The organism is Solwaraspora sp. WMMD1047 (assembly GCF_029626155.1).
Taxonomy (GTDB): Bacteria; Actinomycetota; Actinomycetes; order Mycobacteriales; family Micromonosporaceae; genus WMMD1047.
The window spans coordinates 4064533-4082934 of the sequence record NZ_JARUBL010000001.1 but is presented as its reverse complement, the minus strand read 5'-3'; the positions used below and the strand labels follow the sequence as shown (position 1 = coordinate 4082934).

Sequence of the window (18402 nt, the reverse complement as noted above, 5' to 3'; positions counted from 1 at the left end):
GATCGTAGGATCGGGGTGGCACGCCGGTCCGGTTCGGGCCGGGAGGGCCACCCGGCTCGCCCGCCCGGTTCGGACGGGCCTGCCCGGGGCTCCGTCGGACGCGGTGCTCCGGTCACGCCAGCCGTGACCGGGCATCTCGTCCGGTCACGGTGCCAGCCCGGCCAGCAGGTTGACGGTCACCGCGATGATGACCGCGCCGAACAGATACGACAGCAGGCCGTGGAAGAGCGCCGTCACCCGCATCTCGTTGCTCGTCAGGTTCGTGTCGGAGATCTGGAACGTCGTCCCGACCGTCAGCGACACGTACGCGAAATCCGAGTAGCGCGGCGGCGCCGACTGGTTGAAGTCGATCCCGCCGTCGGCGCCGGTGTAGTAGAGCCGGGCATACCGGGTTGTAAAGACGGTGTGGATCACCGTCCACGAGATCAGCACACTGAGGATGCCCAGCCCGACGTGCACCTGCTCGGACCGGCCCCGGATCGAACCGGCGGTCGCCAGGACCAGCCCCACCCCCACCAGGCTCGCCAGGCAGGCGGCCAGCAGCAGCGCGTCGCGCAGCGCGCGGTTCGGGTCCGCCCGGACCGCCAGCCGTGCGGTCTGCTCGGCGGTCAGCGGCCAGATCGTGCGCCAGACCCAGACCAGGTAGACAAGCGCGGCGGCGTCCCAGCCCGCCAGCGGGCCGAGGGCCGGGGAGCTGACCGCCGCGACCAGCAGGCCGGCGCAGACGCCGACGCCGGCCATCGCGGCCAGTTGGATGGCGGACGGCGCGGGTTCTCCCCGCGTCCGCCACCCGGTCAACGATCGCCCGGACCGGCGGTCATCGCCGGTCAGATCCCGCGCAGGTGCTGGGCGACGCGCTGGTGGCGGTTCCGGGCCTTCGCGGCGGCGGCGGCCGGGGTCTCCTCGGGTGCCGCGGCGGTCCGGGCGGAGCGGGCCACCTCGCCGGAGTTGCCGTACTCCACCGGAGGCATCGCCCGCAGGGCGCGTAGCACGTCGGGTGGGGCGCCGGCCCGCTCCGCCGTGCGTACCAGGTCGTCCCGGTGGGCCGGGTAGTCGGCCGCTGACAGATGCCGCAGTACGTCCGCGTCGCTCACCATGGAATCGCCACTCCTCGCCACTGCCGGCCGGTGCTGATTGGGCCGGCACCGCATACCCCCTCGCGCCGCAACCAGTCGTCACGGCGGCCGTCGGATCCGGGTCCCGAACCGGCGGGGCCGGCCCGCCGAACCACGGGCGTTTCCTCCGTCGTCATCTTCCGTTGATACTTCGCTACCCCTCGTTTCATCCGGCGCTCGGATGCTGTGCGACGGCCGGACCGACGCGGATGGCCCGAAGATCGACGCGGAGGGGCTGGGGATGACCCTGTTGAGCCTGATCGTCCCGGTGTACCGGGTCGAGGAGTACCTCGAACGCTGCCTCGACTCGATCTTCGCCCAGGCGTACACCGGTCGGGTGGCGGGGGAACTGGAGGTGATCGCGGTCGACGACGCCTCCGACGACGGGTCGGCCAAGATCCTGGCCTGGTACGCCGACCGCCACCCGCAGCTGCGGGTGGTCAGCCTCGACCGCAACGGCGGGCTCGGCGCCGCCCGCAACGTCGGCATCGGCCGGGCCACCGGTCGCTACCTGTGGTGCGTCGACAGCGACGACTGGCTGCCCGACGGGACCCTGGCGGCGGTCGCCGACCGCCTGCTGGCGACGGCGCCGGACCTGCTCGTCACCGGGTACTCCCGGGTGTACCCGGACGGCCGGGCCGAACCCCACCGGGTCACCGCGGCCGGCGCCGACCTGCCGGACACCTTCACCTTCGTCGAGCAGCCCGGCCTGCTCGACGTGCTCTGGATCGCCTGCAACAAGGTGATCCGCCGGGAGTTCCTGGCCGGCACCGGGCTGCGGTTCGGCCCCGGCTGGTACGAGGACGTCGCGTTCGTCGTACCGGTGATGCTGGCCGCCGAGCGGATCAGCCTGCTCGACCGGGACTGTTACGCCTACCGGCAGCGCGCCGCCGGGGCGATCACCCAGACGGTGAGCGACCGGCACTTCGAGGTATTCGACCAGTGGCGCCGGGTCTTCGAGTTCATGGACGGACGACCCGGCGAGTACGACCCGCTGCGGGTACTGATCTTCCAGCGGATGATCTGGCACTGCTTCCAGGTCCTCGGCCACCGCAGTCGGGTGCCGAGCGCCCGGCGCCGGGAGTTCTTCGCCACGCTGACCCGGCAGTACCACCGGTACCTACCGCCGGGCGGCTGCCCGGCGCCGCCCGGCAACGACGGGGTCAAGCAACGGCTGGTGGCGGTCGGCGCCTATCGTCTCTTCGAAACCCTGATGACGGCCTGGCAGGTGGGCGGCGGACTCGCCCGGATCGGCCGACGGCCACCGGCCGCCACCCCGGTCGGGCAGGTCCCGGCCCGGGTGCGCTGAGCCGGCCCAGGGCGGCACCGCAGCTTGTACCGACAATCAGGCAGCACGGACACCATGGTCGGCCACCCCGGGCGGGGCGGCGGCCGGGAGGGTGGTTGGGACGTGGGGAGGGACGCCGGGCCGGCGCCGGGCAGCACCGAGCGGCGGCGACGGCCGGGGAGTTGGCGACTCACCGGTACACCGTCACCGGCCCACAGCGAGCGGCTCGGCCGGATCGTCGGACTGCGCGTGCTGCGGGTGCCCGGCATCCGCCGGGCGCTGGTGCTCGCGGGCTCGGTGGACCGGCTGCGCGACCTCGCGGCGGCCCCGGCCGGGCTGATTCCGCTCCGCTCGGCGCTGATCGTGGTGGCCTGGTGGCGCCCGTCCCGCCGCGGCTGGTGCGGCGTGGTCGACCCGCTGCCCGGGATGCTCGGGCACCGGGTCTCCCGACCGAGGCTGCCGCGCGGCCCGGCGACCGCGAAGGTCCGGCTCGCCCGACCGACCGCGCTGCGCGAGATCGTCCGGGCCGTCCTGCCGGCGTTCGGTCCCGGCCGGCCGCTGCCGGGGCCGGCCAGCGCGGCGTGGACCGCCCAGGACGTGCTGCCGGCCTACCTGCCTGCCGAGCCGGGTAGCTCGGTGATCCTCGGTGAGCTGCCGGACAGCCCGGACATCCGCGCCCACGACGTGGTGCTGTCCGCCGCTGACCAGCGCCTCGCCGCCGATGACGACCGCCCGCGGTCCGCCGCCGGTGGCGCCGGCACGCACGGCGACGGCGGAACCGGCGACGTGGATTCCCGGTACGCGGTCGGTTTTCGCGCCGGCCGACACGCGCTGGTGCTGCCGCGGCCGGCGGTCCTGGTCGACGCCCGCCGGATCAACCCGCGCGGTCGGCGGGCCGCCGCCTACCGGCCGGACAACTCCCCGGCCCGGCTGGAGTTCGACCCGACCGGCCGGGCCCCCCGGCTGGCCCGGCTGGTCGGGGCCGGTCCGGTCCGGGGGTCGCTGGACGGGCCTGGCCTGGACGCCGCCGCCCTGGCCACGCTGCGCGGGGTCGGAGTGGTCGAGGTCCCGGCCGTACCCCGGACCGACCCGGCCGGTGTCGCGGCGCTGCTGGTGCAGGTGGCGATGACCGGCGCCGTGCTCGCCGTACCCGAACTGCCGGCGCAGGTCGCCGACCTGATCGCACCGGAGCTGCGGGAGTTGTTCGCACTCGCGCCGCCGGTCGGCGGTGGGCTCGCGCTGGAGGCGCGCAGCGTGCGTCAGCGCCGGGCGGCGCTGCGTGGGCACGGCACCGCGTTCGCGCTGCCCCGGGCCACGGCCGGGACCTTCCCGGAACTGGCCCGACCGCCGACGGTCAGCGCGGTGCTGGCCACCCGACGGCCGGAGATGCTCGCCTCCGCCGTCGGCGCGATCCTGGCCCAGACGTACCCGGAACTGGAGCTCGTGCTCTGCCTGCACGGTATCGAGCTGCCGGCCGGGGTACGGGCCACGCTGGCGGCCGCCGACCGTCCGGTGGAGATCGTCCGGGTGCCGGCGACCGCCAGCTTCGGCGTCGCGCTGGGTGCGGCGACCCGCCGCTGCCGCGGCACTCTGGTGACCAAGTTCGACGACGACGACAGCTACGCCACCGAGCACGTGTGGGACCTGGTACTGGCCCGGCACTACTCCGGCGCGACGCTGGTCGGCAAGGGCAGCGAGTTCGTCCACCTGGAGACCCTCGGCGCCACCGTCCGCCGTCCGTCCGGGGTGCCGGAGGCGGACGGGGACCTGGTCGCCGGCGGCACCATGCTGCTGGCCAAGGGTGACCTGGAGGCGGTCGGCGGCTGGCGGCCGGTGCCCCGATCGGTCGACCACGGCGTGATCGACCGGCTGCGCCGGGCCGGTGCGGTGATCTTCCGCACCCACCCGCTCGGCTACATCTACCACCGTCGCGAGTCCGGGCACACCTGGGACCCGGGTCAGCAGTACTTCCTGGAGACGGCGTACGCGCGGTGGCCGGGAATCCCGCCCGACGCGTACGGCGAGCCCTGGCCGCCGCCGGTCGGGCCGGCCGCACCGGACGGTCCCGACGGTTCGGCGGTGGGCGGGCTACCCGCCGTTGTCGGCCCGGGTCCGGTGGCCTAACCTGGGACGCCGAGGGGAGTACTTCCCACGAATCATGCCGGTCATCACGGCTGCCCACTGGCGGCAGCCCCGGGTGGTTGTCCGCGAAAGCGGGTGAAGGAGACCTCGAACATGGCACCGTGTTCGAGGAGGCTCCATGACCGGAATGTCGATCTCTGCCGCGCCGGGCGCGGTGACCGCCGCCGAGGTGTCGACGGTCGGCTCACCGACCCTGTGGCTGGTCACGATCTTCGGTGTGCTCGCGCTGCTGGTCCTGGACTTCCTGGTCACCCGGCGCCCGCACGAGGTCTCCATCCGGGAGGCGCTCGGCTGGTCGGCCTTCTACATCGCACTGCCGCTGGCGTTCGCGGTCTTCGTCTGGCTCCGCTTCGGCTCCGGCCACGGCCTGGACTACCTCACCGGCTACCTGGTGGAGAAGTCCCTGTCGGTGGACAACCTCTTCGTCTTCATGCTGCTGCTCGCCGCGTTCGCGGTGCCGACCGAACTGGCCCAGCGGGTGCTGCTGTTCGGGATCACCGGGGCGCTGGTGCTGCGGGCCATCTTCATCGCGCTCGGCGCCGCCGCGCTGCAGACCATCGACTTCGCGTTCCTGATCTTCGCCGCCATCCTGATCGTCACGGCGGTGAAGCTGCTCCGGGACGCGGTCACCGGGCACGAGAAGCAGATCGACGTCAGCTCGATGCGCTCGGTCCGGCTGCTGCGCCGGTTCATGCCGGTGGTCGACAGATACCACGGCACCGCCCTGACCATCCGGCAGGACGGTCGGCGGGCGCTGACCCCGCTGGCGCTGGTGGTGGTCGCGGTGCTCGCCACCGACGTGGTCTTCGCCATCGACTCGGTGCCGGCGGTCTTCGGGATCACCGAGGACCCGTACCTGGTCTTCGTGACGAACGCCTTCGCCCTGCTCGGCCTCCGGGCGCTCTACTTCGTGCTGCACGCCGCGCTGTCGCGGCTGGTACACCTCAGCTACGGCCTGGCGGCCATCCTCGGCCTGATCGGGGTCAAGCTGGCCCTGCACTGGGCGCACGGGATCTGGCCCTCGGTCCCCGAGATCCCCACCCTGGCCTCGCTCGGGGCGATCGTGGGAATCCTCGCGGTGGTCACCGTGACCAGCCTGCGGGTCACCCGGCCACCGACCGACACACCGACCGGCCCACCCGGCCCGGCCCGCTCCGTCGCCGGCGACTGACGGCGCTCCGGCGGGCTCCTGGCGGGAATCCTGGTCGACGGCCGGCCCGCGGTGGTACGACTAACCGATGGGCATCGTGTCGCCGGGCTTCCAGGGCAGACGCCGGTCAACCGCGGAGACGCTACCGCCGGGCCAGTATCTGACCGAGGACTTCCCGGTGCTGTCGGCCGGCCCCACCCCGCGGGTGCCGACCGACAGCTGGGAGTTCGTGATCACCACCGAGACCGGTGAGGAACACCGGTGGACCTGGCCCGACCTGATGGATCTGCCGGTCGAGACGCCGACGGTGGACATCCACTGCGTGACCCGGTGGTCCAAGCGGGACACCACCTGGCAGGGGGTGTCGCTGGACACGCTGCTGGCCGACGTGGACACCGCGGCCGACTACGCGCTGGTCCACTCGTACGGCGGTTACACCACCAACCTGCCGCTGGACGACCTGCGCGACGGTCAGGCCTGGGTGGCGCACCGCTTCGAGGGTGCCGAGCTGGCTCCCGAGCACGGCGGCCCGGCCCGGCTGCTGGTGCCGCACCTGTACTTCTGGAAGTCGGCCAAGTGGGTGCGGGGCATCCGGCTGATGCTCACCGACGAGCCCGGGTTCTGGGAGACCGCCGGCTACCACGACTACGGAGACCCATGGCGCGAGCAGCGGTATCAGGGGGACTGACGGGTACCGGCGGTGGCCCGCCGAAGCGGGCCGGCTGGCGGGTCGCCCGGCTCGTGGACCGGCGCGCCGAGACGCCCACCGCGCAGACCCTGGTCCTGTCGGTGCCCGGCTGGCCGGGACACCTGGCCGGCCAGCACGTCGACATCCGGTTGACCGCCGAGGACGGCTACCGGGCCGAGCGGTCGTACTCGATCGCCGGCCCGGCCGACGGGGACCGGATCGAGGTGACCGTGCAGCGGGTGCCGGACGGCGAGGTGTCCGGCTACCTCTGCGACGTCTTCGCGGTCGGCGACCAGGTCGAGGTCCGCGGTCCGCTCGGCGGCTGGTTCGTCTGGCGGCCGACGGAGCCGGCCCCGGTGCTGCTGGCCGCCGGCGGCTCGGGCATCGTGCCGCTGATGGCGATGCTGCGGGCCCGGCGGGCCGCCGGCAGCCGGGTGCCGTTCCGGCTGATCTACTCGGTCCGCACCGGGCGGGATGTCTACTACGCCGACGAGCTGCGCCGCCGGGTCCGGGACGACCTGGGCCTGGACGTGACGTACGTCTACACCCGGCAGGCCCCGCCGGGGTGGCCGGGCGAGCCGCACCGGGTCGGGGTCGCCGACGTCAACAGCAACGGCTGGCCGCCGGAGCTGGAACCCGCCTGTTTCGTCTGCGGGCCGACCGGCTTCGTCGAGTCGGTCGCCGACATCCTGACCGCGCTCGGTCACGACCCCCGCCGGGTACGCACCGAGCGGTTCGGACCCACCGGAGGCTGAGATGACCGACCAGGACCACACCATCGCGAGCGCCGTCGCGGATCGTCTCGCCGCCGATCCGGCCGGCGCCGGTCGGGTGGCCGCCGAGTACGTCGACGGGAACATGCTCGCCGGGCCGCTGCGGGAGATCTTCGCGATGGATGTCTCCGCCGCCGTCGGACGCTGCGCGAGCTGCGGGCTCACCGGCCCGTTCGCCGCCCTGCGGGTCTATCCGCACGCGCCCGGACTGGTGGCCCGCTGCCCCGGCTGCGAGCACGTCGTGCTGCGGCTGGTCCGGACGCCGACCAGCGCCTGGCTGGACCTGCGCGGCGCCACCTTCCTGCGGCTGCCGATGCCGTTCGACCCGCCCCCGACCGGAGCGGCCTGACCGGGCCGGACCGCGGCCCGGTCCGACCGGGTTTGCCGGGCGCTTCGGCGGGAACGGCACCGGCATGGCGAAACCACGCGTGGTGATCGTGGGGGCTGGCTTCGCCGGCTACCACGCGGCGAAGAAGCTGGCCCGGATCGCCCGGGGCCGGGCGGAGATCGTCCTGCTCAATCCGACCGACTACTTCCTCTACGTCCCGCTGCTGCCGGAGGTGGCGGCCGGTGTGATCGGACCGACCCGGGTCACCATCCCGCTCGCCGGAACGCTGTCCGGGGTCCGGGTGGTGATCGGCGCCGCGACCGGGGTGGACCTGCGCGCCCGCCGGGTCGACTACACCGCCGCCGAGGGCCAGCCGGCGCGGCTGGACTACGACCGGCTGGTGCTGGCGGTCGGCAGCGTCAACAAGCTGCTCCCCATTCCCGGGCTGACCAAGCACGCGCACGGTTTCCGGGGCCTGCCCGAGGCCGTCTACCTGCACGACCACGTGGTACGCCAGATCGAGCTGGCCGAGGCCGCCGACGACCCGCGGGAGCAGTGGGCGCACAGCACCTTCGTGGTGGTGGGTGCCGGCTACACCGGAACCGAGGTGGCCGCCCTCGGCCAGCTCTTCACCGACCAGTTGGCCCGCCAGCACCCACGGCTGCCGATCCGCCCCCGCTGGTTGCTGCTCGACGTGGCCGGCCGGGTACTGCCGGAGCTGGACCGGCGGATGTCCGAGACGGCCGACGAGGTGCTGCGCCGGCGCGGGGTCGACGTGCGGATGGGCTGCTCGGTCCGGGAGGCGGTGGCGGCCGGGGTACGGCTCACCGACGGCGACTTCGTCGCCACCCGGTCGTTGGTCTGGTGCGTCGGGGTGCGGCCCGATCCACTTGTCGCCGGCCTGGGTCTGCCCACCGAGCGGGGCCGGCTGGTGGTCGACGAGTTCCTCGGCGTACCGGGCTTCCCGGAGGTCTTCGCCTGCGGCGACGCGGCCGCCGTACCGGATCTGCTGCATCCCGGGCAGCTGACCGGCATGACCGCCCAGCACGCCCAGCGGCAGGGCAGACTCGCCGCCCACAACGTGGCCGCCTCGTTCGGACACGGTCGCCGGCGTGCCTACCGGCATCCCAACCTCGGCTTCGTCGTGGACCTCGGCGGCATCGACGCGGCCGCCAACCCGTTCGGGGTGGCTCTGTCGGGGCTGCCGGCCAAGGCGGTGACCCGCGGCTACCACCTGCTGGTGATGCCGGGCAACCGGGCCCGGGTGGCCGCCGACTGGGCCCTCGACGCGACCCAGTCCCGGCAGGCCGTCCAGCTCGGCCTGGTGCCGGCCCGGGCGGTGCCGTTGGAGAACGAGGCACCGGAGGTGCCGGTCGGCGCACTGAGCTGACACCCCGCGCCCGGTCGTCGGCGGACCGCCTCAGCCCGGTGCCGGCGGCGGGTCCGGCCCGGCGGGCGGCCGGCCGGCGGTGGTGCGGTGTGCGCGCAGGTCGCGCAGGATCACCTGGATGATGCCGACCGCCGGGATCGCGAGCAGCGCGCCGGCGATGCCGGCCAGGTCGGCGCCGAGCAGGACACTGACCAGGACGGTCAACGGGTTGAGCCGGACGATCCGGGAGAAGATCAGCGGCTGCAGGACGTGGTTCTCGACCTGCTGGTAGACGACGCAGAAGATCAGGATCACGATGCCGGCGCGGGGTGAGTGGACGAAGCCGGCGCCGGCGGCGATCGCCGCGCCGACGGTCGCGCCGACCAGCGGCACGAGATCGGCGATCGCCACCAGCAGGGCCAGCACCCCGGCGTACGGAACTCCCAGCAATGCCAGCACCACGAAGGTCAGAGCACCGCAGATGACGCTGATCAGCAGGTTGCCGCTGAGATAGCCGGTGATGGTGCGGGCGCAGTCGCGGCCCACCACGCGTAGCCGCCCGCGGTGCCGGGCCGGCACCAGACCGAGGGTGCCGGCGGCCAGGCGCGGCGCCTGCAACACCATCAGGTACGCCAGGACGCTGATGGTCACCACCCCGGCAGCGGTGGTGAGCGCGCCCCGGAGCAACCCGGCGCTGGGCTCGCGGACCCGGGTGCCGTAGCTCTCGATCTGGGCCTGCTGCGACTCGACGTAGCGGCGCAGGTGGAACCGTTCCAACGCCTCGCCGATCGGCCCCCGCCCCTGCGCGGCGTCGCGCATCAACCGGGGGAACTGCTCGACCAGCCGGCCCATCTCGTCGGCGAGCGGCACCAGGATCAGCGCGGTGAGTGCGGCGAGGAGGCCGAGCGCGGCCAGGAAGACCAGTAGGGTGGCGAGCCAGCGGGGCCGGGCCAGCCGGCGTTGCGCCCAGTTCACCGCCGGGTGCAGCGCCACCGCGAAGAAGGCCGCGATGCCGATCCAGCTCAGCACCCGGCGGGTGGCGTAGATCAGGAACAGACCCGCGGCGGTGGCCAGCAGTACTCCGATGACGACCGCCGCGCGGCGCGCGGTTGCCCGGTCATCGCCGTTGGTCACCGAACGGGCTACCCGGCCGGAATGCCGGAAAACCTGATGCCGGAGACCGGCCGCCGCGCCCGGTCTCCGGCGGTCGCTGCCCACCCGCACGCCCGAGCCGTTCGACAGGGCCGCGTCTATAATTGCTCAGCTGCAACTATCCGACGCGTGCCCGGAACCGAGAGGGTCTGCCTTGACGACGTTCACCGTCACGCCCGTGGAGCGGGCCGACGTCGTGCGGCTGGAGCTGCGGGGCGAGCTCGACATGAGCAGCGCGCCGCAGTTCAACGCCGTGGTCGACCGGCTGATCGACGACGGTCGGCCCCGACTCCTGGTCGATCTCGGTGAACTCGGATTCTGCGACTCGATGGGGATGGCCGCTTTCGTCCGGGGCGACAACCTTGCGACCGCCGCCGGTGGCTGGTTGCGGTTGACCGGGGCCGCCGGCCGGGTGGAGCGCGTACTGCGGATCAGCGGGCTGGCCGAGGTGCTGCGACACGACGACCCCGGCGCGGGTCGGGACCGCTGACTGGGCTACATTTCCCCCGCCGCGAGGCCGGTGCACTTGTTGCCGGTCGCGCTTCCATCCGCCGACCCGAGGCAGGTAGTCATGGGCACTGACCCGTCGAGCCCGGTACGTATCCTGGTCGTCGACGACGACCCCGGCGATGTCCTGATGATCGAGGAGGCGCTGGAGGGCTCCGACGTCGACAAGGCGATCGACGTGGTCGGTGACGGCCAGGAGGCGATGGAGTTCCTGCGGGGCGAGGGCCGGCACGTCGGCGCCGCCCGCCCGGACGTCATCCTGCTCGATCTCAACATGCCCCGGATGGATGGCCGGCAGGTGCTCAGCGAGGTCAAGAGCGACGAGGACCTGCGGACCATCCCGATCGTCGTGCTGACCACCTCGAACGCCGACACCGACATCATCAGCAGCTACACGCTGCAGGCGAACGCGTACGTGACCAAGCCGATCGGCCTGGACGAGTTCAACGACGTCGTACGGCGGATCGACGAGTTCTTCGGTCGGATCGTGGTGCTGCCCAAACGCCGCTGACGCCGGCTCGCCACACGCCCCCGCAGATTACGAATATTTTTCCCAAACCCCCGCGCCGGGCGGCTGCGCTGGCGACGATTCAGGGGTAGGGATTCCGGCTGCCTGGGGGGCAAGAGCATGGAGTTTTCCGTCGTCGAGATGGGGTATGACCGGGGCCAGGTCGATTCGTGCCTGGCCGATCTGGCGGAGCGGCTGGCCCGGATGGTGGCGCAGGCGGACGTTGCCGCGGGGACCAACGAGGAACTGGCCGGCGTCCGGGTGGCGGCGGCCCAGCTGCGCGACTTCCTCGCCGACGCCCGCTCCGACAGTCACCTGCCGTCGCACCGGATGCAGCGGTTGATCGCCTCGGCGGAGGAGGAGGCCGCCGGCATCCTGCTGCGGGCCCGGGCCGAACTGACCGCCGCCCGGGAGGAGGCCCGACAGCTGCGCGACCGGGTGTACGCCGAGGCGATGCAGGCCCGGCGGGACTTCGAGGCAGCCCTGCACGCCCGGCGGATGCGGGCGCACCAGGTGGACGAGATCCTGCGTACCGTCCAGGTGGTGACCGTCCCGGCGGACCAGGCGCCGGCCGAGGACGGGCCGGCGGGGGCCGCGCCGGGGCAACCGCAGCCGGACCCCTCCTGGGTCCCGGACCGCAGCACCGCGCAGGTCTGACCGTCGCCGCGGGGGGTGGTCCGGGCCGTCGACGGTCAGAGCAACGCGTCGACGATGGTGGTGGCCCGCCCCTCGTGCTGCGCGTACGCGTCGGGGAAGGCGGAGATCTGCACCGACTGGGCGGCGACGCTGATGCTGAGCCCCTGCCAGTTGGGGATCTGCAGCAGGGCCTCGAAGAACTGCCGGGCCGCGTACGCCGGCCGCATCAGGTCGGCGACCGTGCCCCAACCGGTACTCGGCCGTTGCTGGAAGAGCCCGACCGAGTCGTGATCCCAACCGGTGCCCTGATTGGGCAGGTTCTGCGATTCGGGGAGCGCGCCGCTGGCCAGGTTGTAGAGGTTGCTCTCCTGCATCGCGGTGGCGATCGCGACGATGAGACCGCGCCGCGGGATGTCCATCTCCCGACCGACCTGAACGATCGTCGCGGCGTTGTCCATCTGGTTTCGGGTCAGGCCGGCCACCGGGTCCGGCCGGGCCGGTCGGGTGGGCTCGGGGCTCGGCTTCGGCGGTTCGGTGCTCGGCGACGCGGCGGGGGTCGGGCTGGCCGACGGGCTCGGGGCGGTCCGGGCCATCGCCGCCCGCTCGTGGGCGCGCGAGGCGGCCTGCTCCGCGGCGGCGGCCCGGTCGAGCACGGCGCTCGGCGCGGCGGTCGGCGGCGCCGCCGGGCGATCCGGCCGGGTCGCGGCGCTCGCCGCGGCGATGCCCAGGCAGCAGGTGAGGCCGGCGGCGACCGTGAGCCGGGCGGGCGGCGAGGTGAGCAGCGTCGCGAACCGGGGTCGGCCGGTCAGGCGAGCCGCGCGATGCCGGCCGGCGGGCCGGTCGGCGGACCCGGGCTCACCCGTTCGGTCAGCGGGCTTGGCTGCGGCGGTGAGGTGTTGTGGTTGGTACCTGCGATGCACCCGCCGAGGTTAGGCGGGAACACTGCGTGCGCGACCGCGTCGATCGGTGGCGTGCATCACAGTTTTCCCAGCTCAGGTGGGCAGTCCGTAACAGCGGGTCAGCGGCGGGTGTGGACCGAACAAGACCGACATGCCTACTTTGTCGGCGTGACGACCGCTGCGGCTCCCAATCCGGACCACCCGCGATCGGTCGGGAGCGGCATGTCCCCCGATCCACCGAACGGAGGGCTGGCGGTGGCACCTTTCGGTGCCAGCGGCACGCCGGAAGTGCCGATGCTGGTAGCGTGATATGGGTAAATAGCGTGGATATCGGCGGTTAATACCTATCTTGGGGAAATGAGGAGATTGCTCGGTTCGCTGCTCGTCGTCGGCGCGCTCGCCACCGCCTCCTGCGCCCGGCCCGCCGCCGACGACCCGGCGTCCGGTGTCCCGACCGGGGCGCCCGAGCCGGTGGCCGCGCCCGCCGCCACCGCACCGCCGGACCGGATCACCATCGTGGCCGCCGGTGACCTGCTGGTACATCCGCCGCTCACCGACCAGGCCGCGGCCGACGCGCGGGCCGCCGGGGTACCCGGCCACGACTTCACCCGGGTGCTCGCGGCGGTCCGTCCGGTGGCCAGCCGGGCCGACCTGGCGATCTGCCACCTGGAGACACCGCTCGCCGAGCCGACCGGCCCGTTCACCGGGTTCCCGCTGTTCAGCGTTCCGCACCAGCTGGCCGACGCGGCCGCCTGGGCCGGCTTCGACACCTGCTCGACCGCGTCGAACCACTCGCTGGACACCGGCCTGGCGGGCGTCACGCGTACCCTGGACAACCTGGACCGGGTCGGGCTGCGACACGCCGGCACCGCCCGCACCCCGGCGGAGGCCGCCCGCCCGACCATCATCGACGTCTCCGGCGTCCCGGTGGCGCACCTGTCCTACACCTTCAGCCTCAACGGGATTCCCCGGCCGCCCGGCCGGCCCTGGGTGGCCAACCTGATCGATCGGGACGCCATCCTCGACGAGGCGCGCCGAGCCCGAAAGCTGGGCGCCCAGATCGTGGTCCTGTCGGTGCAGTGGGGGACCGAGTACCAGAACGCCCCGGACGACGGGCAGCTCGCGCTGGCCCGGGAACTGCTCGCCGCACCCGACCTCGACCTGATCGTGGGACACCACGTGCACGTGGTGCAGCCGTTCGAGAAGATCGGCCAGAAGTGGGTGGCGTACGGGATCGGCAACCTGATCACCCGTTTCCCGGACGGCTCCCCGGAGAACACCCAGGACGCCGTGGTCCCGGAGTTCACCTTCGTCCGGACCTCGCCGACCCGGTGGCGGGTGGCCCAGGTGGAGGTCACGCCCACCTGGATGGAGTACTACCCGGCCGCCCGCCTGGTCGACCTGACCAGCGCGCTCGCCGACCGGCGGGTGTCCGGCGCCCGGCGGGCCGACTACACCCGCATCCGGCACCGGATCATCGGTTACCTGGACCTGCTCGGCGCGCTGGACCAGGGGCTGCGGATCGTCCGGCCCGGGGCCGGCTCCCCGGCCATCGAGCCGGTCTGACCTGCCGACGGGCCGCCGGCACCCGTCGGTGGGCGCCCGGCCGGCCGGGTCGGGTCAGCGGTCCCGGGAGTCGGCCGGGACCACGGTGAGGGTGTGCCGGCCGCCGCCGTCGCTGGAGAACGGCCAGAGGTGGTCGGCGGACTCCACCAGGTCGGTGAGCTGGGCCCGGGTCAGCCCGACCGAGGAGATGCTGGCCCGGACATCCGCGTGGTAGCGGCCGGAGTCGTCCCGGGCCAGCCGGGCCATCGCCCGGACCTCGACCGTGTGGGACTCGTCGGTGATGTCGGTCGCCGCCTCCACCGCCGCGTGGTGCAGGCAGGAGGCGAACGCGGCGGCCAGCAACTGCTCCGGGGTCAGCCCCTTGCAGTCCGGTGCCAGTGGTGAGGCCAACGCGGTGGAGAGTTCCCCGTCGTCGGTACGCAGGTGGCCGCCCTCCGCGGTCGCGCTCGCCTCGTGCACCCAGACGTCCGAATCCGGCATGGCGTACCCCCGTCGCTCCCGGCCCGGCTACCCGGCCCGCGCGGCACGAAACCCGCCCGGCAGCCGGTCAGGCGTCCGGCGGTGTCCGGTCGGACCCCGGCGCGGTGTGCCGACCGAAGGCCCGGCCGAGCGAACGGACCTGCGCCTCCAGTTCGGGCACCGACCGGCGGGCACCCCGGCTCAGCAGCCATTCGGCCGGCGGGCTGCCGGCGACGGTCCGGGTGGCCTGCAGCAGCCCCACCGCGCGGGGCACGTAGATCCGCCGCCGGCGCCGTTCGATGCCGCGGACCAGGGCGTCGGCGCAGGCCTCGACCGAGGTGGTGGAGCCGACCGGCCAGGGCAGCCGGTCCAGGGCGAGCCGGAACGACGGCAGGTCCTCCTTGGCGTCCCGGACCAGATCGGTGTCGACCCAGGCCGGATGGGCGGTACCGACCCGTACGCCGTGGTGGGCCAGCTCCAGCCGGAGGGCGTTGCCGAGCTGCTCGACCCCGGCCTTGGCGGCGCAGTACGCGGCCAGCCCCGGCACCCCGGCGTACGCGGCGGCCGACGAGACCAGCAGCAGGTAGCCCCGGCGCTCGATGACGTGCCCGACGGTGGCGGCGACGGTGCGCAGCACGCCGATCAGATTGACCTCGATGGTCCGGACCGACGCTTCGACGTCGCCGGCCGCGACCGTGCCCCGGTTCGCCACGCCGGCGTTGGCCACCACCGCGTCGATGCCGCCGAGGGCCGCCACCGTGCCGGCGGTGGCCCGGACGAGGTCGGCCTGGTCGGTGACGTCTGCCTCGAACCAGGCGTGCCGGTCGCCGAGTTCGGCGGCGAGCGCGGCGAGCCGGTCCGGCTCCAGCCCGACCAGGGCCACCCGGGCGCCCCGGGCGGCGGCGGTCCGGGCGGTCCGCGCGCCGATTCCCCGGGCGGCGCCGGTGACCAGCACCACCCGGCCGGCGAGCGGCCCGGTCACGGCCGGACCGCCCGGTCGGCCGCGGCGCCGGTGCGGTCCGGTTGGCGCAACCGCACGAGGAGCTCGATCATGAAGCACCGCCGAGGTGTGCCCGGCCCGGTGTTCGGGCCGGCTGGGAGAAAGCCAGCATCGCACAGCTCACCCACAGGCAACGCCGTGCGCCGGCACAGCGACTCGGGCGAGGATGGAGGCCATGGTGAGCAACGGGCGATCCGGTACCCCGGTCGAGCTGCGCCGTCCGGACGGTGAGCCGGTCCGGGTGCTGGTCGTCGACGACGAGCCGATGCTCACCGACCTGCTGGCGATGGCGCTGCGCTACGAGGGCTGGCAGGTGCGGGCGGAGGCCACCGGGTCGGCGGCGGTCCGGGCCGTGCGGCAGTTCCAGCCGGACGCGGTGGTGCTCGACATCATGCTGCCGGACCTCGACGGGCTGGAGGTGCTACGACGCATCCGCGGCGACGCGCCGACCGTACCGGTGCTGTTCCTGACCGCCCGCGACTCCGTCGAGGACCGGGTGGCCGGCCTGACCGTCGGCGGGGACGACTACGTGACCAAGCCCTTCAGCCTGGAGGAGGTGGTGGCCCGGCTGCGCGCGCTGATGCGCCGGGCTGGTGTCGGGGTGGTCACCCGGACCGACGCGGTGCTGGTGGTCGGCGACCTGAGTCTGGACGAGGAGAGCCACGAGGTACGCCGGGCGGGCCGGGTGATCTCGCTGACCGCGACCGAGTTCGAGCTGCTGCGCTATCTGATGCGCAATCCCCGCCGGGTGCTGAGCAAGGCCCAGATCCTGGACCGGGTGTGGAAGTACGACTTCGGCGGTCAGGCCAACGTCGTCGAGCTCTACATCTCGTACCTGCGCAAGAAGATCGACGCCGGCAACCAGCCGATGATCCATACGTTGCGTGGCGCCGGATATGTCCTCAAGCCCACCGACTGACGCGCCGCCGCCCGACCCACCCCCGGCGGCGCCGCCGGCCCTGCCGCGGGCGCCGCGCCGCGGCCTCGCCGGCTGGTCGCTGCGGGCCCGACTGGTGGCCGCCGTGATCGCGCTGCTCGCCGCCGTCTGCCTGGTCATCTCCGTCGCCACCACGGTGGCGTTGCGGCAGTTCCTGCTCGACCAGGTGGATCGGCAGCTGACGGCGCTGGCGGACCGGCCGGCGGGCGGCCGCCCGCCCGGTCCACCCGCCGCGCCCGGCCCGGCCAACCCCGGCCGCCGGGTCCAGCCGCCCGGCACGCTCTCCGCGCTGCTGGTGGCCGGCGAACTGCGCTGGGCGGTCACCCTCGGCGCGGACGGCACCGACGTGACGCTGCCCGAGCGGCCCCGGGCGCTGCTCACCGAACTGCCCGCCGACGATCGGCCGCGCACGCTCGACCTCGGGGAACTGGGGGAGTACCGGCTGCTCGCGCGGCCCGTCGCCGGCGACGCGGTGGCGGTGACCGGTCTGCCCCTGGCCGAGTTGCGGCAGACCGTCTGGTGGTTGGTCGCAGTCCAGGTCGCGGTGGCCGGGGCCGGCCTGGTCGTCGCGGCCGGCGCCGGGGCGCTCATCGTCCGGGCGGCCCTGCGGCCGCTGCGGCGGGTCGCGGCCACCGCCGGCCGGGTCGCCGAACTGCCGCTGGACCGGGGCGAGGTGGCCCTGAAGGAGCGGGTACCGGACACCGACACCGACCAGCGCACCGAGGTGGGACAGGTCGGCGCGGCGCTCAACCGGATGCTCGGCCACGTCGCCGCCGCGTTGGCCGCCCGCCAGGCCAGCGAGACCCGGGTCCGCCAGTTCGTCGCCGATGCCAGCCACGAACTGCGGACCCCGCTGGCCGCGATCCGCGGTTACGCCGAGGTCACCCGACGCAGCCGCGACCGGGTGCCACCCGACATCGCGCACGCGCTGCGCCGGGTCGAGTCGGAGAGCGTCCGGATGACCGCACTCGTCGACGACCTGCTGCTGCTGGCCCGGCTCGATTCCGGCCGGCCGCTGGCGACCGGACCGGTGGATCTGTCGGCCCTGCTGGTGGACGCGGTGAGCGACGCGCACGCCGCCGGGCCGGACCACCGGTGGCTGCTGACGCTGCCCGAGGCGCCGGTCACGGTCGCCGGCGATGCCGCGCGGCTGCACCAGGTGGTCGGCAACCTGCTCGCCAACGCGCGGGTCCACACCCCGCCCGGCAGCACCGTCACGACCCGACTCCGCCCGGACGCGGACGGCGGGGCGGTCCTCACCGTCACCGACGACGGGCCGGGCATCCCCGAGGCCCACCAGCCGGAGGTGTTCGACCGGTTCGCCCGGGGCGACACCTCCCGGTCCCGGGCGGCGGGCAGTACCGGCCTCGGACTGGCCATCGTCGCCGCCGTGGTGCGGGCACACGGCGGCGCGGTCGGGGTGACCAGCCGGCCCGGCCGGACCGAGTTCACCGTCCGGCTGCCGCCGACCTGAGAGCCCGGGGGTCAGCCGGACGTCTGGTAATCGCACGGTTCGGGTGGGTGTGGTCCGCGCGTGCCGGTGCGGCGCAGCGGTCCACCGCGTACGGTGGGGTTAACGGCACGCGAAGCCCGGCTGTCCCGGCAATGTCCGGCGATGGAACGGGCCTTCGTCGTGTTGTCACGCGTCCGACAGCGCTCGGGTCGAGACGCGGCGCGGGGCGTTATTTGGGCACGGGGTTGACCGGATAGGAGATAGCCGGATGGATGTGGCCTACCTGGACGCGGGTTCGGGCAGTCTGATCGTGCAGGCCGTCATCGGCGGGGTGGCCGGCGTGGCGGTGGCCGCCAAGCTGTACTGGCGGCGGCTGACCGGCCGGTTCCGCAAGCAGTCCGCGGAGAAGGACTGAGCGGCGGGGCGACGAGC

At 73.9% G+C, this 18402-nt stretch carries 20 protein-coding genes; 14 read left to right on the top strand and 6 right to left on the bottom strand.

Annotation, left to right across the window (positions count from 1 at the left end):
• Window positions 1–144: 144 nt before the first annotated feature.
• Both O7627_RS18565 and O7627_RS18560 read right to left on the bottom strand, forming a co-directional pair.
• The gene (locus O7627_RS18565; RefSeq protein WP_278094787.1) at window positions 145–741 is read right to left on the bottom strand and encodes a DUF1345 domain-containing protein; all 597 of its coding nucleotides are present in this window, start codon (window positions 739–741) and stop codon (window positions 145–147) included.
• 86 nt (window positions 742–827) lie between these two features.
• Window positions 828–1097 (bottom strand): DUF2795 domain-containing protein, encoded by a 270-nt coding sequence (locus O7627_RS18560; RefSeq protein ID WP_278094786.1) that lies wholly within the window; start codon window positions 1095–1097, stop codon window positions 828–830.
• Window positions 1098–1296: 199 nt separating this feature from the next.
• On the opposite strand from O7627_RS18560, the gene O7627_RS18555 reads away from it, so the two are divergent.
• The 7 genes from O7627_RS18555 to O7627_RS18525 all read left to right on the top strand — a co-directional run bounded on the left by O7627_RS18555 (window position 1297) and on the right by O7627_RS18525 (window position 8874).
• Entirely contained in the window at window positions 1297–2424 is a 1128-nt protein-coding gene (locus tag O7627_RS18555) for a glycosyltransferase family 2 protein (protein ID WP_278094785.1), read from the top strand.
• A 102-nt stretch (window positions 2425–2526) separates the two neighbouring features.
• The gene (locus O7627_RS18550) at window positions 2527–4527 is read left to right on the top strand and encodes a glycosyltransferase (RefSeq protein ID WP_278094784.1); all 2001 of its coding nucleotides are present in this window, start codon (window positions 2527–2529) and stop codon (window positions 4525–4527) included.
• A 136-nt stretch (window positions 4528–4663) separates the two neighbouring features.
• On the top strand, window positions 4664–5716 hold the full coding sequence (locus O7627_RS18545) for a TerC/Alx family metal homeostasis membrane protein (protein ID WP_278094783.1): 1053 nt from the start codon (window positions 4664–4666) through the stop codon (window positions 5714–5716).
• Window positions 5717–5783: 67 nt separating this feature from the next.
• A complete protein-coding gene (locus O7627_RS18540; RefSeq protein WP_278094782.1) occupies window positions 5784–6383 on the top strand; it encodes a sulfite oxidase-like oxidoreductase in 600 nt (199 codons plus the stop codon).
• The gene (locus tag O7627_RS18535; protein WP_278094781.1) at window positions 6353–7138 is read left to right on the top strand and encodes a ferredoxin reductase; all 786 of its coding nucleotides are present in this window, start codon (window positions 6353–6355) and stop codon (window positions 7136–7138) included. Before O7627_RS18540 ends, O7627_RS18535 begins: the two co-directional genes overlap by 31 nt.
• A gap of 103 nt (window positions 7139–7241) precedes the next feature.
• Window positions 7242–7505, top strand: coding sequence for a DUF6510 family protein (locus O7627_RS18530; RefSeq protein ID WP_278098322.1), 264 nt, complete (start codon window positions 7242–7244; stop codon window positions 7503–7505).
• A gap of 64 nt (window positions 7506–7569) precedes the next feature.
• Window positions 7570–8874, top strand: a complete 1305-nt coding sequence (locus O7627_RS18525) for an FAD-dependent oxidoreductase (RefSeq protein ID WP_278094780.1) — start codon at window positions 7570–7572, stop codon at window positions 8872–8874.
• 30 nt (window positions 8875–8904) lie between these two features.
• Here O7627_RS18525 and O7627_RS18520 read toward each other — a convergent pair whose 3' ends face one another.
• A complete protein-coding gene (locus tag O7627_RS18520) occupies window positions 8905–9987 on the bottom strand; it encodes an AI-2E family transporter (RefSeq protein WP_278094779.1) in 1083 nt (360 codons plus the stop codon).
• 172 nt (window positions 9988–10159) lie between these two features.
• Here O7627_RS18520 and O7627_RS18515 point away from each other — a divergent pair, with 172 nt between their 5' ends.
• The 3 genes from O7627_RS18515 to O7627_RS18505 all read left to right on the top strand — a co-directional run bounded on the left by O7627_RS18515 (window position 10160) and on the right by O7627_RS18505 (window position 11677).
• Entirely contained in the window at window positions 10160–10495 is a 336-nt protein-coding gene (locus O7627_RS18515; RefSeq protein WP_278094778.1) for an STAS domain-containing protein, read from the top strand.
• 81 nt (window positions 10496–10576) lie between these two features.
• Window positions 10577–11023: a response regulator gene (locus tag O7627_RS18510; RefSeq protein ID WP_278094777.1), complete on the top strand. Its 447-nt coding sequence runs from the start codon at window positions 10577–10579 to the stop codon at window positions 11021–11023.
• Between the two features lie 117 nt (window positions 11024–11140).
• Window positions 11141–11677, top strand: a complete 537-nt coding sequence (locus tag O7627_RS18505) for an ATPase (protein ID WP_278094776.1) — start codon at window positions 11141–11143, stop codon at window positions 11675–11677.
• Window positions 11678–11712: 35 nt separating this feature from the next.
• Here the strand turns inward: O7627_RS18505 and O7627_RS18500 are convergent, their stop codons facing one another.
• Window positions 11713–12576 carry a hypothetical protein gene (locus O7627_RS18500; protein ID WP_278094775.1) on the bottom strand — a complete coding sequence of 288 codons (864 nt, stop codon included), beginning with the start codon at window positions 12574–12576 and terminating at the stop codon, window positions 11713–11715.
• Between the two features lie 336 nt (window positions 12577–12912).
• Here O7627_RS18500 and O7627_RS18495 point away from each other — a divergent pair, with 336 nt between their 5' ends.
• Window positions 12913–14121 carry a CapA family protein gene (locus tag O7627_RS18495; protein ID WP_278094774.1) on the top strand — a complete coding sequence of 403 codons (1209 nt, stop codon included), beginning with the start codon at window positions 12913–12915 and terminating at the stop codon, window positions 14119–14121.
• A gap of 54 nt (window positions 14122–14175) precedes the next feature.
• Here the strand turns inward: O7627_RS18495 and O7627_RS18490 are convergent, their stop codons facing one another.
• A complete protein-coding gene (locus O7627_RS18490) occupies window positions 14176–14601 on the bottom strand; it encodes an OsmC family protein (protein ID WP_278094773.1) in 426 nt (141 codons plus the stop codon).
• A gap of 67 nt (window positions 14602–14668) precedes the next feature.
• On the bottom strand, window positions 14669–15562 hold the full coding sequence (locus tag O7627_RS18485) for an SDR family oxidoreductase (protein WP_278094772.1): 894 nt from the start codon (window positions 15560–15562) through the stop codon (window positions 14669–14671).
• 193 nt (window positions 15563–15755) lie between these two features.
• On the opposite strand from O7627_RS18485, the gene O7627_RS18480 reads away from it, so the two are divergent.
• The 3 genes from O7627_RS18480 (at window position 15756) to O7627_RS18470 (ending at window position 18385) form a co-directional block, all read left to right on the top strand.
• On the top strand, window positions 15756–16499 hold the full coding sequence (locus O7627_RS18480) for a response regulator transcription factor (RefSeq protein ID WP_278094771.1): 744 nt from the start codon (window positions 15756–15758) through the stop codon (window positions 16497–16499).
• Between the two features lie 94 nt (window positions 16500–16593).
• Entirely contained in the window at window positions 16594–17991 is a 1398-nt protein-coding gene (locus O7627_RS18475; protein WP_278098321.1) for a HAMP domain-containing sensor histidine kinase, read from the top strand.
• 247 nt (window positions 17992–18238) lie between these two features.
• The gene (locus tag O7627_RS18470; RefSeq protein ID WP_278094770.1) at window positions 18239–18385 is read left to right on the top strand and encodes a hypothetical protein; all 147 of its coding nucleotides are present in this window, start codon (window positions 18239–18241) and stop codon (window positions 18383–18385) included.
• The last annotated feature ends 17 nt before the right edge of the window (window positions 18386–18402 follow it).